At 73.0% G+C, this 14309-nt stretch carries 16 protein-coding genes; 8 read left to right on the top strand and 8 right to left on the bottom strand.

Annotation, left to right across the window (positions count from 1 at the left end):
• From ACLBYB_RS25550 to ACLBYB_RS25540, 3 genes are all read right to left on the bottom strand, one after another.
• The coding region (locus tag ACLBYB_RS25550) for an IS110 family transposase (RefSeq protein WP_447700457.1) at nucleotides 1-445 on the bottom strand (445 nt) is incomplete at its 3' end.
• 389 nt (nucleotides 446-834) lie between these two features.
• Nucleotides 835-1839, bottom strand: a complete 1005-nt coding sequence (locus tag ACLBYB_RS25545) for an SDR family oxidoreductase (RefSeq protein ID WP_091681446.1) — start codon at nucleotides 1837-1839, stop codon at nucleotides 835-837.
• A gap of 41 nt (nucleotides 1840-1880) precedes the next feature.
• The gene (locus ACLBYB_RS25540; protein WP_020095116.1) at nucleotides 1881-2096 is read right to left on the bottom strand and encodes a hypothetical protein; all 216 of its coding nucleotides are present in this window, start codon (nucleotides 2094-2096) and stop codon (nucleotides 1881-1883) included.
• Between the two features lie 192 nt (nucleotides 2097-2288).
• Between ACLBYB_RS25540 and ACLBYB_RS25535 the strand changes: the two genes are divergently transcribed.
• Nucleotides 2289-2870: a hypothetical protein gene (locus ACLBYB_RS25535; RefSeq protein WP_447681895.1), complete on the top strand. Its 582-nt coding sequence runs from the start codon at nucleotides 2289-2291 to the stop codon at nucleotides 2868-2870.
• 178 nt (nucleotides 2871-3048) lie between these two features.
• Here ACLBYB_RS25535 and ACLBYB_RS25530 read toward each other — a convergent pair whose 3' ends face one another.
• Nucleotides 3049-3879 (bottom strand): outer membrane protein, encoded by an 831-nt coding sequence (locus ACLBYB_RS25530; protein ID WP_447700456.1) that lies wholly within the window; start codon nucleotides 3877-3879, stop codon nucleotides 3049-3051.
• A gap of 1008 nt (nucleotides 3880-4887) precedes the next feature.
• Between ACLBYB_RS25530 and ACLBYB_RS25525 the strand changes: the two genes are divergently transcribed.
• A complete protein-coding gene (locus ACLBYB_RS25525) occupies nucleotides 4888-5370 on the top strand; it encodes a DUF2721 domain-containing protein (RefSeq protein WP_020095112.1) in 483 nt (160 codons plus the stop codon).
• A gap of 222 nt (nucleotides 5371-5592) precedes the next feature.
• Nucleotides 5593-5772, top strand: coding sequence for a hypothetical protein (locus ACLBYB_RS25520; protein ID WP_447700455.1), 180 nt, complete (start codon nucleotides 5593-5595; stop codon nucleotides 5770-5772).
• 19 nt (nucleotides 5773-5791) lie between these two features.
• On the opposite strand, the gene ACLBYB_RS25515 is transcribed toward ACLBYB_RS25520, so the two are convergent.
• The 4 genes from ACLBYB_RS25515 to ACLBYB_RS25500 form a co-directional block, all read right to left on the bottom strand.
• On the bottom strand, nucleotides 5792-6052 hold the full coding sequence (locus ACLBYB_RS25515; RefSeq protein ID WP_042671493.1) for a hypothetical protein: 261 nt from the start codon (nucleotides 6050-6052) through the stop codon (nucleotides 5792-5794).
• Nucleotides 6053-6389: 337 nt separating this feature from the next.
• On the bottom strand, nucleotides 6390-6764 hold the full coding sequence (locus tag ACLBYB_RS25510) for a hypothetical protein (RefSeq protein ID WP_042671492.1): 375 nt from the start codon (nucleotides 6762-6764) through the stop codon (nucleotides 6390-6392).
• A 173-nt stretch (nucleotides 6765-6937) separates the two neighbouring features.
• Nucleotides 6938-7180: a hypothetical protein gene (locus ACLBYB_RS25505; RefSeq protein WP_447700454.1), complete on the bottom strand. Its 243-nt coding sequence runs from the start codon at nucleotides 7178-7180 to the stop codon at nucleotides 6938-6940.
• 36 nt (nucleotides 7181-7216) lie between these two features.
• Nucleotides 7217-7393: a hypothetical protein gene (locus ACLBYB_RS25500; protein WP_020095107.1), complete on the bottom strand. Its 177-nt coding sequence runs from the start codon at nucleotides 7391-7393 to the stop codon at nucleotides 7217-7219.
• 207 nt (nucleotides 7394-7600) lie between these two features.
• Between ACLBYB_RS25500 and ACLBYB_RS25495 the strand changes: the two genes are divergently transcribed.
• From ACLBYB_RS25495 to ACLBYB_RS25475, 5 genes are all read left to right on the top strand, one after another.
• A complete protein-coding gene (locus ACLBYB_RS25495; RefSeq protein WP_020095106.1) occupies nucleotides 7601-7780 on the top strand; it encodes a hypothetical protein in 180 nt (59 codons plus the stop codon).
• 265 nt (nucleotides 7781-8045) lie between these two features.
• On the top strand, nucleotides 8046-9086 hold the full coding sequence (locus ACLBYB_RS25490; RefSeq protein ID WP_020095105.1) for an AraC-like ligand-binding domain-containing protein: 1041 nt from the start codon (nucleotides 8046-8048) through the stop codon (nucleotides 9084-9086).
• A 63-nt stretch (nucleotides 9087-9149) separates the two neighbouring features.
• On the top strand, nucleotides 9150-9521 hold the full coding sequence (locus ACLBYB_RS25485) for a hypothetical protein (RefSeq protein WP_447700453.1): 372 nt from the start codon (nucleotides 9150-9152) through the stop codon (nucleotides 9519-9521).
• A 134-nt stretch (nucleotides 9522-9655) separates the two neighbouring features.
• Nucleotides 9656-11053 carry an efflux RND transporter periplasmic adaptor subunit gene (locus ACLBYB_RS25480; protein ID WP_447700452.1) on the top strand — a complete coding sequence of 466 codons (1398 nt, stop codon included), beginning with the start codon at nucleotides 9656-9658 and terminating at the stop codon, nucleotides 11051-11053.
• A gap of 11 nt (nucleotides 11054-11064) precedes the next feature.
• A complete protein-coding gene (locus ACLBYB_RS25475; protein WP_447700451.1) occupies nucleotides 11065-14304 on the top strand; it encodes an efflux RND transporter permease subunit in 3240 nt (1079 codons plus the stop codon).
• Nucleotides 14305-14309 lie beyond the last annotated feature (5 nt).

The raw sequence follows: 14309 nt of genomic DNA, 5'->3' as shown, positions 1-14309 counted from the left end.
TGCGCCGGGCCGCGACCGCCGTCTTCCGGCACGCGCTCAGGACGCGCAGCGACTCGACCATGCCGTCGCGGGTGCGCGGCGTGACGGTACGGGTGCCGGCGAAGGCCGCGTGCGCCGCGCTCTGTGCGTCGAAGTCGTCGTTCTTGCCCCGACGGCGACGGTCCTGGGTGTCGGGGGCGGTCACCTCCAGCACCTCGATCCCGGACCGCTGGAGGAAGCGGAGCAGGCCGGCACCATAGCTGCCGGTCGATTCGACCCCGACGCGGCGCAGCGGGCCGAACGAACGCATCCAAGTCAGCATCTGCCGATAGCCCTGGCGGGTCGCGGCGAAGCTGGCGGTCGCCAGAACCCGATCCCGGTCATCGACGACCGCGGCGACATGCAGATCTTTGTGGGTGTCGACACCGCCGATGACACGACGCTCGTGAGCTTCCTCGGCACTCATCCCATCCTCCTGTCGATCGAGCCTGATGGCTTCACCACGACCGGATGCGCGGACAGGACAGTCACGAGACCAGACGGTCAGGCCCTTCTCGGGTCACAGGCATCGGCGAGGCAAAACCTCACCGCAGGGTGTTCCCGGGCGGCCGACAGGTCCGGGGAAAGACACGGCCGGTCGATCAGAGTGCGAGTCAGGCCGCACCGGGACGCCCTGCGGCGCCAGCTTAACCGATGGTCCATCGCTGTGCGGGTCAGACCACCCGGGAACTGGCGCAGATCTTCTGACTGTCAGAATGGTCATCGGCCCTGAATGTCGGCTGACCTCCGCCATCATCGTCTAGAAACAAACAGTCCGGCCGGCGCCCGCGCGGGGGCGGGCGCCGCGGCGGGGCTCTAGCGGCGGTCGGCGCGGCCCAGCAGCGAGGCCGCGGCCGCGGTGGCCCCCGCCAGCAGGATCCCGGTCAGGACCGGGTTGATCGAGGCCCGGGTGTAGGCGCTGCGCATGACGTGGTGGGGCGAGCCGCCCCGCACGGCCCCGTCGCGGCCGGCCGCGTGGAGGGCGCCGTCCCGCCGCTTGCCGGCCGCGCCCGCCGTCTGGCTCCGCGACATTACCTGGGCGCCCATCCAGTCGGTCGCCGCAGGGACCCGCTTGCGCAGCGCGCTCATCAGCTTGCCGCCGCCGCCGACGTAGAGGTCGCGGGGCCCGTGCTCCGCGGCGTACAGGATCGCGTCGGCGACGTCGGCAGGGTCGTAGACCGGCGGCGGCAGCTTGGGCGCCTGCGCCATGTAGTTCCGGGCATGCTCCGGGAACGGCGTGTCGATCGAGGCCGGCTTGATGAGCGTCACCGAGACCGGGGCGCCCTCCTCTTGGAGCTCCATCCGGAGCGCGTCCGTGAAGCCTTTGATCGCGTGCTTGGAGGCGGAGTACATGCCCTGGATCGGCAAGGCGAGGTCGGAGGCGACGGAGCCCAGGTTGATCAGCGCGCCGCCGGTCCGCTTCAGGTGCTGCAGCGCCACCGTCGAGCCGTAGACGATTCCCCAGAAATTGACGTCGAACAGCCGGCGATGGTCTTCGTCCGAAACCTCCTCGAGGCGGCCGAAGATCGAGAGACCGGCATTGTTGACCCAGGTGTCGAAGCCGCCGTAGGCGCGCACGGTCTCTGCGGCCAGCGCCTCGACATCCTCGCGGCGGGACACGTCGGTCACGACGGCCCGGGCCTCGCCGCCGCGCTCCTGGATGTCGCGGACGATGTCGTCGAGGGCGGCGCCGTTCCGGGCCGCCAGCACGACGCGGGCGCCGCGGCGGGCGGCCGCCCGGGCCGTGGCGAGGCCGATCCCGCTGGAGGCGCCGGTGATGACGATCACCTGCTCGCGCAGGGGCTTGTGCCGGATCTGCATGCTGCGTTTTCCTCTCTCGCGTGCTGTCTCGATGGCGGCGCTCAGCCCCGGCCTCCGCCCGGCCGGTCGCGCTCCGCGCCGAGGCTGGTCCCGCCCTGGCGCGCCTCCTCCTTCTCGGTGCCGGCCCGCTCCATCGGGCCGTCCTGCGGCCTGACCGTGCCGGTTGCGGTGTCGCGGGGGCTGTCGGCCAGGCCCGCGCGCTCCGGCTCGCCGTGCGGCATCCGCTCGGCCTGGGTGTCGTCCGGCGTGTCCGCCATGCTGCATCCCTCGCGACGGGCCTGATCCCCTGAGGGCCAACCCGTCAGGCGGCCGGCGTATCCGGCGGCCCCGGCCGCGACGGCGGACGCTGCGCGGGTGGAGATGCGGGAGGGTGCGGGTCGGGCGAACGCGCCGCAGGAACACGGCCGCGGGGCCCGTGTTGTCTGCCAAATCTTTTTCACGAGGCGCCGATGTCAGGAACCGCCAAGAAGACCGACCCGAAACTCTGGGACAAGGTCAAGACGCAGGTCACGAAGTCCGAGAAGGGCGGGAAGCCCGGCCAATGGTCGGCGCGCAAGGCGCAGATCGCGACCGCCGAATACAAGAAAGAGGGCGGCGGCTACGCCGGCAAGAAGTCGGCCGACAACCATCTCCAGCAATGGACCGACGAGGAGTGGGGCACGAAGTCTGGCAAAGAGAGCGGCAAGACCGGCGAGCGTTACCTGCCCAAGAAGGCCCGCGAGAGCCTGACCGACACGGAATACGCCGCCAGCACGGCCAAGAAGCGCGCCGATACCCGGAAGGGCAAGCAGTTCTCGAAGCAGCCGAAGGCCGCCGCCGAGAAGGCCGCCGCGGCGCGCGAGGACGGCAAGTCCACCAAGGCGTCCGCAAAAGGCAAGACGTCAGGCAAGACAACCGGCAAGTCTGCCGCCAAGGCGTCCCGCAAGACGGAAACGACCAAGGCCGCGCTGATGCGCAAGGCCCGGGCGCAGAACGTGCCCGGCCGGTCGCGGATGTCGAAGGCGCAGCTGGAGCACGCGGTCCACGCCTGAGGCGCGCCGCGGCGGGCCCTCACCCCCGACGCAAGACGTCCCGGGAATGGCTCCCGGGACGCTCCTCGGCTCAAGCGGCCAGTTTGATCGGGCTGGGGATGCTCAGGTCGAGAGGGGATGCGGCCTGTCCAGAGGCCCGCGCGCCGTCCCGGTGGTCGGGACGGCGCGCGGGTGGATCTTAGTACGAGCCGAACTTGTAGTTCAGGCCGGCGCGGATGACGGCGAACTCGTCGTCGCGGCGGCCGATGTTGTTGTACACCACCGGGAAGTTGTTGGCGGCGTTGATGACGAACGCACCCTGGTTGCGGGTGTTGCGGTCGAGGTTGACGTACAGGCCTTCGACCTTGAGCGTCACGGCCGAGGAGCGGAAGAAGTTCAGGAACGAGTCGGTGGGCAGGGCGTACTCAATGCCGCCGCCGACCGCGTAGCCGGTGCGGAAGCTGTCGTTGCCGGCGAAGCCGCCGAAGGAGCGGTCGGCGCTGCCCGAGCCGTAGGCGAAGCCGCCGGTGCCGTACACGAGGACGCGGTCGAAGGCGTAACCGATGCGGCCGCGCACGGTGCCGAAGAAGTCGAGGCTGGAGAGGCCGCGCGGGTCGGTGACGTAGTAGCCGGGGGCCAGCGGACCGACGAGGAAGGCGTTGTTCCGGCTGCGGCCGAAGTCGAGGTACTGGGCGTCGGCCTCGACACCGACGACGATGCCGGAGCCCGGGGTGAACTGGAAGTTGTAGCCGACCTGGCCACCGCCGGTGAAGCCTTCCTGGTTGCGCTGGCTGAAGAAGGCGGTTGTGCCGTTGCCGTAGGGGGCGGGCACGCCGAAGCTGTTGGTGTTGTTGCTGCTGGCGTCGAAGGCGTAGCCGGCGTTGATACCGAAGTAGGCGCCGGTCCAGGTGAAGACCGGGACGGGGGTGAACACCGGCGGCGGGGCGGCGCGGCGCGGCAGGTCGGCGGCCGAGGCGGCGCCGGTCAGGAGAGCCGTGGCGGCGCTCGCGAGCAGAAGCTTCTTGATCATCTGGTCCTCTGTCTCCCGTTGGGCGGGATGTGTGCGGGGCGGACAGAACGCCAGGACGTGCCGGGGCGATAGTGCATCGCTGCAACAGCTCGGAATCGGGTCTTTGACCCCGAAACAGCCGGGTGCGCTGGAGCACATCGCGAGATCGACTGGTCTAGCCCGAGAAAAACTTCGGTATCCGAATGTTTCCAGAAACAAAATGCCCCGTCGCGCTCGAGCGGACGGGGCTTCAGTTTGTCGGTGAACGTTCCCAGGACCAACCAGGAAGCTTCGGGTTTAATAAATCCTACCGGTCGGCGGCCCGCAAGCCCGATCGCGATCCCGCGAGCGGTTAACATTAATTTACGGGTGGTGCCCGCGCATCCCCGGGCGCGCGGGTGTGGGCGGCGCCGCAGATCTCGCGCGATCCCGTCCCGTATTGTGGGGCTTTCGGACGCCATCGCGCCTCTGTGCGGGCACCACTCGCGCGTCCGGCCGCGGATCTGCACAGATGAAACCGGCCGCCCGACTGGCCCGAGTCTTGATCGCGCATCCCCGGGTCTTGGCGCGCGGCCGCGGCCGGATCGATCTCCTCGGAACCGGCAGATCTCGCGGGGGATCGGCGGCGGCGCGGCGCCGGTCTCCCGGCCTGTGGAGAAGGCGCCGCCGCGCCGGGGCGGCGCGGCGGCCGCGGCTTTTCCGGCGCGCCGCAGGCCCTATCTGCCGGCCTCGTCGTCGGTGGAGATTTCAGGAGACGCGCATGCACCCCGTCGCGCTGCCTTCGATGCCGGCCCTCCGGGCCCGGACCGGGATCGGGGATGTCGGCCCCGCGCCGGCCGGGAGGCCTCGATGACCGACACGCCGGCCCCGTATCTCGCGGTGGCGTTCCTCTCGGCGCTGTGCCTGCTCGTGGCCGGGCTGCAGGCGGAGGGCCTCCTGTGGTGATCCGCCCGGTCCGGAGCCGCGCCGCCGTCCGTCCCGGCGGCCGGCGGAGGCGGGGCGCGGCGCGTCCGCCCGCGTAGCCCGCCGATGTTCGGCTTCTCCCTCAGCGCGACCGAGCCCGACAGCATCGCCCACATCATCCAGGTGGCGCTCGCGCCCGCCTTCCTGCTGTCGGCGCTGGCGACGCTGCTCAACGTGTTCTCGACCCGCCTCGGCCGGATCTCCGACAAGGTCGACAGCCTCTCGGCGGAGGCCGCCCGGGCGACGGAAGCCGAGGCCGGCCGCCTCGCCCGCCGGCTGACCTTCCTGCGGCGGCGCTCCTTCGTGCTGGACGTGGCGGTGGTCCTAGCCTCGCTGGCGGGCGGCCTGATCGGTCTGGCCGTGCTCACGCTGTTCGTCGGCGCGCTGCGCGACGCGGCGACCGCGTCCGTCCTGTTCGCCTGCTTCGGAGCGGCGCTGGTCTGCACCGTGGCGGCGATCGCGGCGTTCATGACCGAGATCCTCATGGCCGGCCGCGGCGTCCGCGACGCGGTCGACCGGCAGCAGGATCAGGTTTCGACGCCGCGGTGAGGCCCGTTCCGGATCGCCCGGACGCGCTCCGCGACCGGGGGCGGTCTCCCGGTCTTCCGGAGATCGCGGGGCGAGCCCGTGCCGCGCGCTGCGGCCGTGCCCGCCGTGCGGGCTGGGCGATCCGGAGCGAACGGGCGGTGATTTCGGTTGCGGCGTGCGCGAGCCGGGCCTTAGTCTCGCCGTGGCCCGACTCCGCCGCCGGCGACGCCCGAGTGTTCCGTCATGAGCATCGCGATCCTGATTGCCTTCGTCGCCGGCGCGCTCTGCCTCGGGATCCTGTCCGCGGTCATCCCGTTCGGGCGGCGCGATGCCGAGGAGCTGGACGAGGTGCTCCCGTACGAGGACGAGTTCTTCGACGTGGGCGGCCCCGTGATCGATCTGGAGCCGCGCCACCTCACCTGACGGCGCGTCGGTCCGAAGCCTACCGGGCTGCCGATCCCTCGGTGCCGGGCGTCGCGGCGTCCTGCCGGGCCGACCAGACCACCCGCCCGGCGGAATCCCGCAGGGCCGCCGAGCCCGCGCGGCCGGCGCGCAGCTCCGCGAAGCGGGCTTTGGCGGCGGCGACCGCCGCCTCCACGAGGGGCCCGGGAATCTGCTCGTCGTGGATGATGATGCCGCCGGCGCTTTCCCGGTGGATCATGCACTGCAGCCGGTAGGGCGCCTGGGTCTCGGGCGTGGCCATGTGGCGATCTCCCGTCCGGTCACGGGACCCGCGCGCCGCCGGAACGGGCGTGGCGCAAGGATCCCGGGCGCCGGCCTCTCTCGGTACGACGCGTCGAGCGCGATCCATACCAGATCGGTCCGGCCCGCGGGCGATCCCGCGCGGTGCCTCTCGCGCTCGCCCCCAACATCCCGCGTGGACGGGCATCGCCCGGCGGTCGGACGCCGCCCTGGCTCCGTCAGGCCGCCTCGCCCGCCGCGTCGTCGGCGTCCGGGATCGTCTCCGGATCGCCCACGAGGGCGTCGCGCCGGTCGGCCGTCGCGACGCGCTCGCGGTGTGGTCGGCCACCTCGCCGCGCTCAACCGCGCCTGCGGGTGTAGCGCTCGACCACGCGCTGCCGGTGCGACGGGAGCTCCGGCAGGCGGGAGGGGCCCGCCAGGGCACGGTCCCGGGCCGCGGGGGGCCGGGGCGCGGGCAGCAGCTCCGGCGGGAACCGGGGCGTCTCGACGACGACCGCCTCCAGCACGATGGGCCGCATCCGCGGCGCGGAACGCACCGGTCGGCCAGGCCGTGCCGCGAGGGTGCCGAACGTGCCGAGGGCCCAGAGCCCGAGGCAGAACAGGCCGATCAGGATCCCGTCCCAGGACGGCTCGGTCCGGCACATCAGGATCCCGGTGCCGGTGAGGGCGGCCGCGGCCGCGAACAGGCGCGGTGTCGGATCGGCGGAACGCATGCACCACCGTCGGTGCGGAGCCCTAGGGACGCGTGAACGGGATCGCTTGAATTGTCGGCACCGCCGGATTCTCCCCAGGCTATTCCCAGGTTCTCTCCAAGTTCTCCTCAGGTTCTCCCGGTACGCACCGGCCCCGGCGGCCGGGACGGGCACCGCGGCCCGGCGGACGCGCCTCAGCCCGCCAGGCTGGACGGGGCCTGCCACGCGACGCCGGGATGCTCGCGGATGTCACCGGCCCGGCATCCGGTATCGGCGTCGCTCGTCCAGTCGCCGGGCTCGGCGACGTGGGCGATCTCGGCGTCCGGATAGGCGGCCGCCAGGAACAGGCGCGCCTCGCCCTCGGCCTCGGCCCGGACCGTCACGAGCGGCCGCTCGCCGCCCGCGTCGCACACCTGCGCGATGAACAGCTTGGTCATGGTCTCCCTCCGGACTCGTCCGCCGGCGCGGCGGGATCAGGCCTGCAGTTCCTCGACGTGGAGGCCGCCGGCCCGCAGGTGGTTCGGGATCCGCGTGCGGTCGCGGAAGCCGGCGGCGCGCGCCATCGCGTCGAGGGCGGCCATCGGATCGAGCGCCGCGCCGCTCCAGAGAATCGCGCCCGTGGCCGCCTGCATGATCCGGAACACCTTCACGCCACGCTCCCGGTCTCGACCCTCGGACAAGCTCGCGGGATTCGCGGGTGTTCCCGACGCGCGGCCGCGGGCGGCTGCGGCCGATTCGCGCCGGCCCGGCCCCGGCGGGAACGGGCGCCGCCGGGGTGCGGTTCTCCAGCCGACGCCGGCACAAGCCGGCACGGCGACGACCCGCGTCGAGACCCCGCTCGGGATCCAAGGAGAGCCATGACCAGCCGCACCGTTCAGTCCGCCCTGCTCGCCCTCGCCCTCGTTGCCGGCAGCGCCGGGATGGCCGCCGCGCAGAGCACGCCCAACGGCAACACCTCGTCTCCCGGCGCCCCCGCGGGCGACAACAGCACCGGCAACGGCGCCACCGGCAGCGGCGCGGCCCCGAGCGGCCGGTAACCACCGGTTAACCATAAGGGTCGAAGCCCTCGATCCTCACAACCGTGCAACTCACCGTCCCGCGGCCACCCGGCCTGCGGGACGTTCTGTTTCACGGCCCCTTGCCGGCCTCTCGCCGGCCTCTCGCCGGCCTCTCGCCGACCGTGCCAGGACGGGGCACGGCGCGGAGTCCGGTGATTGGAACGGAGTGCCACTTTTCTGGGCAGACAGAATCGCCATATTGTCGGCGTGACCGGGCCGCGCTCGGTCAGGACTAACACGGGCGATGCGACCGAAACCGATCCTGCAGCTCAGGGGCGAGAGCCCGGGTCATCGTCAGGCCGACGACTGGCGCGACGCCGTCGCGCCGTTCTGGGATTTCACGATCCGCCGGGAGGACCTGCCCGATTTCCGCGGACAGTCCCGGGTCCGTCACCTCGGCACCGCGATCGTCTGCAGCGCCCGCGCCTCCGGGCTCCGGTTCGTGCGTGCGCGGGCCCTGACCGCCCGGATGGGCGTCGACCACATCGTCGCCCACATGCGCGTCTCCGGGCAGTCCCGGGTCACGATCGGCGGCCGGGAGCGGGACTGCGCCCCCGGCGACATCTGCCTGTTCGACCTGTCGCAGCCGCTCTCCGCCGCCTCCACGGACTACGAGGCCATCACGGTGGTGCTGCCGCGCCCGCTCTTCGGATCCCGGCAGAGCGGCCTCGACGCCCTGCACGGTTCGGTGATCCGGGGCGCGACCCCGTTCGGCCGGATGCTCAGCGACCACCTGCACTCCCTGAGCGCGCACGCGACCGGGTTCTCGGAGCCGGAGGCCGCGGCGGCGGCCGAGGCCACCGCCGCGCTGCTCGGCGCGGCGACCCTGGGCCTGCCGGAGGACGGAGGGGGCACGCAGCCGCCCGAGCGGGCGCCTCTGCTCGTCGCGATCCGGCGCTTCATCGAGGCCGAACTGGCCTCCGCGGACCTGTCCGCCGAGACGATCGGGCGGCGGTTCGGCGTCTCGCGGAGCGCCCTCTACCGGCTGTTCGTCCCCCTCGGGGGGGTCTCCGGCTACGTCCGGCAGCGCCGGCTCGCCCGCGCCTACCGCGACCTCGCCACCGGCGACGGGCGCTTCGCCCGCATCTCCGAGGTGGCGTATCGCTGGCGCTTCGAGAGCCCCGCGCATTTCACCCAGGCCTTCCGCGCGGAGTTCGGCTGCGCCCCCCGGGACGTCCGCGACCGGGCCGCGGCCGAGCCCGACCGGTCCCCGGCCGCGGAGCCGCCGGCCCAGGCCGAGACCTGGGCCGACTTCTACCAGTGGGTCCTCAAGCTGGCGGCCTGAGCGGGTCCGGGGCCGGAACCCGGACCTTGTGCCCCCGGCCTCGGATGGCTCATAAGGGCCGCGATGACCTTCGGGGTTCGGCATAGGCGCCCGGCCGGGGCGCGGGGCTGGTGGGCGCTCGCCGCCCGCGCGCTCGCGCTCGTCCTGGCGCTGGCCGTCGCCGCTCCGGGCGTCGGCTTCGCGGCGGATCTCGCCTTCCACGCGGGCGGCCACCACGACCGGAACCAGGGCCCGGCCCTCGACGCGCCGGCGGCGCCCGCGACCGTCGATCCCGGCCTCTCGGAGCATCTCCATTGCGGCTGCCATCAGGCGGCCCGCCTGGAGGCCACCGAGATCGCGCCCCCGGCCGCTCCGGGCCGGGTGCTGCCGGGCGCCCTCGCCCAGGGCCGCCCCTCCGTCATTCCCGACCGCCTGCCGCGGCCTCCGCGCGCGTGAGCTGACGCCGCCCGCGGGCGGCGCTCCGCCCGGCTGCCGAACCGGCTCCGGGTTCATCCCCACGCGACACCTGAACGGGACCCTCCGGGGCCGCCGCGCGCGGCACCCCGCCCTCCCGGCCGAGCAGCTTCCCCATGCGCATCATCCTGTCCGTGGCCGCCGCCGCGGCACTCCTGGCCGCCGGCTTCGCCCTCGGCGCTGCCGCCCCCGGCGCCCCGACCCTGCCCGACCGTCTCCGGCAGACCCTCGCGTCCGTCGGGCTCGCCCGCGCCCCGGCCGACGACCACGATCAGCGCTACGCGGCGGCCGCACCGGACCGGCCCAAAGCCGCGCCCGACCTGCACGCGGGCGACGATCACGCCGGCCACGACCACGACCACGCGCACGGCGACGCGCACAACCACGAGCACGGCGACGCGCACGGCGCCGACGAGCCTCACGAGGCGGGCACGATCCGGATGCGGCCCGATCAGGTCGCCGGCCAGGACATCGTCACGCGCAGAGTGGAGGGCGGCACGCTGGCGCGCCACCTCCTCGTCCCCGGCACGATCACGCCCGACACCGACCGGATCGCCCGGGTCCCGGCCCGGGTGGTCGGGACCGTGGCCGAGATGCGCAAGCGCCTCGGCGACGCCGTGCAGGCGAACGAGGTCGTCGCCATCCTCGACAGCCGCGAGGTCGCCGACGCCAAGAGCGAGTACCTCACCGCCCAGGTTCAGGCCGAGCTGCAGACGATCAACTTCGAGCGCCAGCAGAAGCTGCTCGCCTCGCGCAGCGCCTCCGAGGCCGCGTTCGAGACCGCCCGGGCCGCCTATCTGGAGAACCGGCTCCGGGTCGACCTCGCCCGCCAGAAGCTGTCGGCGCTCGGCCTCGACGCCGCCGAGGTGGCGGCCGCCCAGAAGCGCGACGAGGCGACGCCGAACCAGTCGACGCTGCGCCGCTATCCCCTGCGGTCGCCCCTCGCCGGCCGCATCGTCGAGCGCAAGGTCGATGTCGGCACGGCGGTCGGCAAGGAGGGCGATCCGGCCGACCTCTACACGGTGGCGGACCTCTCCACGGTCTGGATCGAGCTGTCGGTGCCGACCGTGGACCTCGCCCAGGTCCGGGAAGGCGCCCGCGTGACGGTCACGCCCGGCCGGACGGGCGAGACGGAGCGCCGGGCGGAGGGCCGCGTGATCTTCGTCAGCCCCTTCCTCAACCCCGACACGCGCTCGGCCCGGGTGGTGGTCGCCCTGCCGAACCCCGACTTCGCGTGGCGGCCCGGCACCTTCGTGACCGCCGAGGTCGAGATCGCGCAGGATTCGGTCCCGGTCCGGATCCCCAAGGCGGCGGTCCAGACCGTCGAGGGCCGGAGTGTCGTCTTCGCGCGCACGGCCGAGGGGTTCGAGAAGCGGCCGGTCACCCTCGGCCGCTCCGACGACGAGGCCTACGAGGTCACCGCCGGGCTCGAGCCCGGCGCCGAGATCGCGGTCGGCAACGCGTTCCTGCTGAAGGCCGAGCTCGGCAAGGCCGACGCCGGCCACGCCCACTGAGGAGACGGACGATGATCAGCCGCATCCTCGCCGTCTCGGTCCGCCAGCGCTGGCTGGTGCTGCTCCTCGTGCTGCTGGCCTCGGCCTTCGGCGCCGCCGCGCTCACGCGGCTGCCCATCGACGCCGTGCCCGACATCACCAACAACCAGGTCCAGATCAACACCCTGGCCCCGTCCCTGTCGCCGGCCGACGTCGAGCGGCAGGTCACCTACCCGGTCGAGACGGCACTCGCCGGTATCAAGGGCCTCGAGTACACCCGCTCGCTCTCGCGCAACGGCTTCTCGCAGATCACCGCGGTCTTCGCCGAGTCCCTCGACATCTACTTCGCCCGCCAGCAGGTCGCCGAGCGTATCGCCCAGGTGCGGGAGGAGCTGCCCTCCGGGGTCGAGCCGCGGATGGGCCCGATCTCCACGGGCCTCGGCGAGATCTACATGTGGTCGGTCCAGTACGCGCCGCTGCCTGAGCGCGCGGCCGTGCCGGCGGGCCGGCCGGGCTGGCAGCCGGACGGGAGCTACCGGACCCCGGAGGGCCAGGCGCTCAGGACGGAACTGGAGCAGGTCGCCTACCTGCGCACGGTGCAGGACTGGATCGTGCGGCCGCAGATCAAGTCCGTCCCGGGCGTCGCCGGCGTCGACGGGATCGGCGGCTTCGAGAAGCAGTACCACGTCCAGCCGGACCCCACGAAGCTCACCGCCCTCGACCTGTCCTTCGCGGACGTCGCCCGGGCGCTCCAGGCCAACAACGCCAACCAGGGCGCCCGCTACCTGGAGGATAACGGCGAGAGCTACGTCGTGCGCGCCGCCGGCCGCCTGGAGAGCCCGGAGGCGATCGCCGACGTCGTCGTGGCGAGCCGCGGCGGCGTGCCGGTGCGGATCCGCGACGTCGCGACGGTGCGGATCGGGCGCGACCTGCGGACCGGCTCGGCGAGCGAGAACGGGCAGGAGACCGTCATCGGCACCGCCCTGATGCGGATCGGCGAGAACAGCCGTACGGTGGCGGCCGCCGTCGACGCCCGCATGGACCAGATCCGGCGGGCCCTGCCCCCCGGCATCCTCGTCCAGACCGTCCTCGACCGGACGCAGCTCGTCGAGGCCACGATCCGCACGGTGGGCAGGAACCTCGCCGAGGGCGCGGCCCTCGTGATCGTCGTCCTGTTCCTGCTGCTCGGCAACATCCGGGCGGCGCTGATCGCCGCGCTGGTCATCCCGGCCGCCATGCTGATGACCGTGACCGGCATGGTCGAGGGGAGGATCTCGGCGAACCTGATGAGCCTCGGGGCGCTGGATTTCGGGCTCATCGTCGACGGGGCGGTGATCATCACCGAGAACGCGCTGCGCCACCTCGCCGAGCGGCAGCACGCCCTCGGGCGGCCGCTCGTGCTGGAGGAGCGCCTGGAGACGGTGCGGGACTCGGCCGAGGAGATGATCGCGCCGTCCCTCTACGGGCAGGCGATCATCATGCTGGTCTACGTCCCGCTCCTGACCTTCACGGGGGTCGAGGGCAAGATGTTCCAGCCGATGGCGCTGACCGTCATCCTCGCCCTGGCGGCGGCCTTCGTGCTGTCGCTGACCTTCGTGCCGGCCCTGATCGCCATCGCGCTGACCGGCCGGGTCACCGAGGCCGAGAACCCTCTCGTCCGGGGCCTGAAGGCGCTCTACCGGCCCGTCCTCGCGGCGGCGATCCGGGCGCCCGCCCCGTTCGTCGGGACGGCGCTGCTCCTCCTCGCGGGCGCTGGGCTGCTCGCCACCCGGCTCGGGACCGAGTTCATCCCGCAGCTCGACGAGAAGAGCATCGCCCTCAACGCCACACGGATCCCGTCCACCTCCCTCACCCAGTCGCAGGCGATGCAGCTCAAGGTGGAGCGGGCGATCGCCAAGTTCCCGCAGGTCGCCTACGTGTTCTCGAAGACCGGTACCGCCGAGGTCGCCACCGACCCGATGCCGCCGAATTCCTCCGACACCTTCGTGATGCTCAAGCCGCAGGCGGACTGGCCCGACCCGGGCCTGTCGAAGGCCGAACTGCAGGAGCGGATCGAGGCGTCCTTGAGCGAGCTCGCCGGCAACGTCTACGAGTTCTCCCAGCCGATCCAGCTGCGCTTCAACGAGCTGCTCGCCGGGACACGGGGCGACCTCGCCGTGAAGGTGTTCGGCGACGCCTTCGAGCCGATGCTGGAGACCGCCAACAGGATCGCCGCGATCCTGCGCGGGATCCCGGGCGCCGACGACGTGAAGGTCGAGCAGATCACCGGCCTGCCGGTCTTCGAGATCAGGATCGACCGGACCGAGGCGGCGCGGCTGGGTCTCAGCACCGGGGCGATCCAGGACGTGATCGGCGCCGCCATGGGCGGTCGGGACGCCGGGGTCGTGTTCGAGGGCGACCGGCGCGTGCCGATCGTCGTGCGCCTGACCGATCAGGTCCGCGAGGACCGGGAGGCCCTGGAGAACCTGCCGGTCCCCCTGCCCCCGGGCGCGAACGGCAAGGCCGCCTCCGTGCTCCTGCGGCAGGTGGCGCAGTTCTCGGTGAGCGAGGGGCCGAACCAGATCAGCCGCGAGAACGGCCGGCGCCGGGTCGTGGTCACCGCCAATGTCCGCGGGCGCGACATCGGCTCGCTGGTGGCGGAGGCGCAGGCGAAGGTCGCCGCGCAGGTGACCCTGCCGGCGGGCTCGTACGTCACCTGGGGCGGCCAGTTCGAGAACCTCGCCTCGGCTCAGGCGCGGCTCACCGTGGTGGTGCCGGTGTGCTTCTTCCTGATCTTCCTGCTGCTCACCTCGGCGCTCGGCAGCGCGCGGGACGCGCTCCTCGTGTTCAGCGCGGTGCCGCTGGCGCTCACCGGCGGCATCGCGGCCCTGTGGCTGCGGGGGATGCCGCTCTCGGTGCCGGCCGCGGTCGGGTTCATCGCGCTCTCGGGGGTGGCGGTGCTCAACGGCCTCGTGATGCTGACCTTCATCAAGCAGCTCGTCGCCGCGGGCCGGCCGCTGCGGGCGGCGATCCGCGAGGGCGCCCTCACCCGGCTGCGGCCGGTGGCGATGACCGCGCTGGTCGCCTCCCTGGGTTTCGTGCCGATGGCGCTCGCCACCGGCACCGGGGCCGAGGTGCAGCGGCCGCTCGCCACCGTGGTGATCGGCGGCCTGATCAGCGCGACCCTGCTGACCCTGGTGGTGCTGCCGGCGCTCTACGCGCGGTTCGGGCGCGCCGGTCCGGCCGACCGCGCCGCGCCCACTGCGGAGCCGGTGGCGGATCGCGCCGCCTGACGGCG

It is taken from the genome of Methylobacterium sp. D54C, from assembly GCF_053345595.1.
The sequence above is the reverse complement of the archived record's forward strand: the minus strand, read 5'-3'. Positions and strand labels throughout refer to the sequence as shown.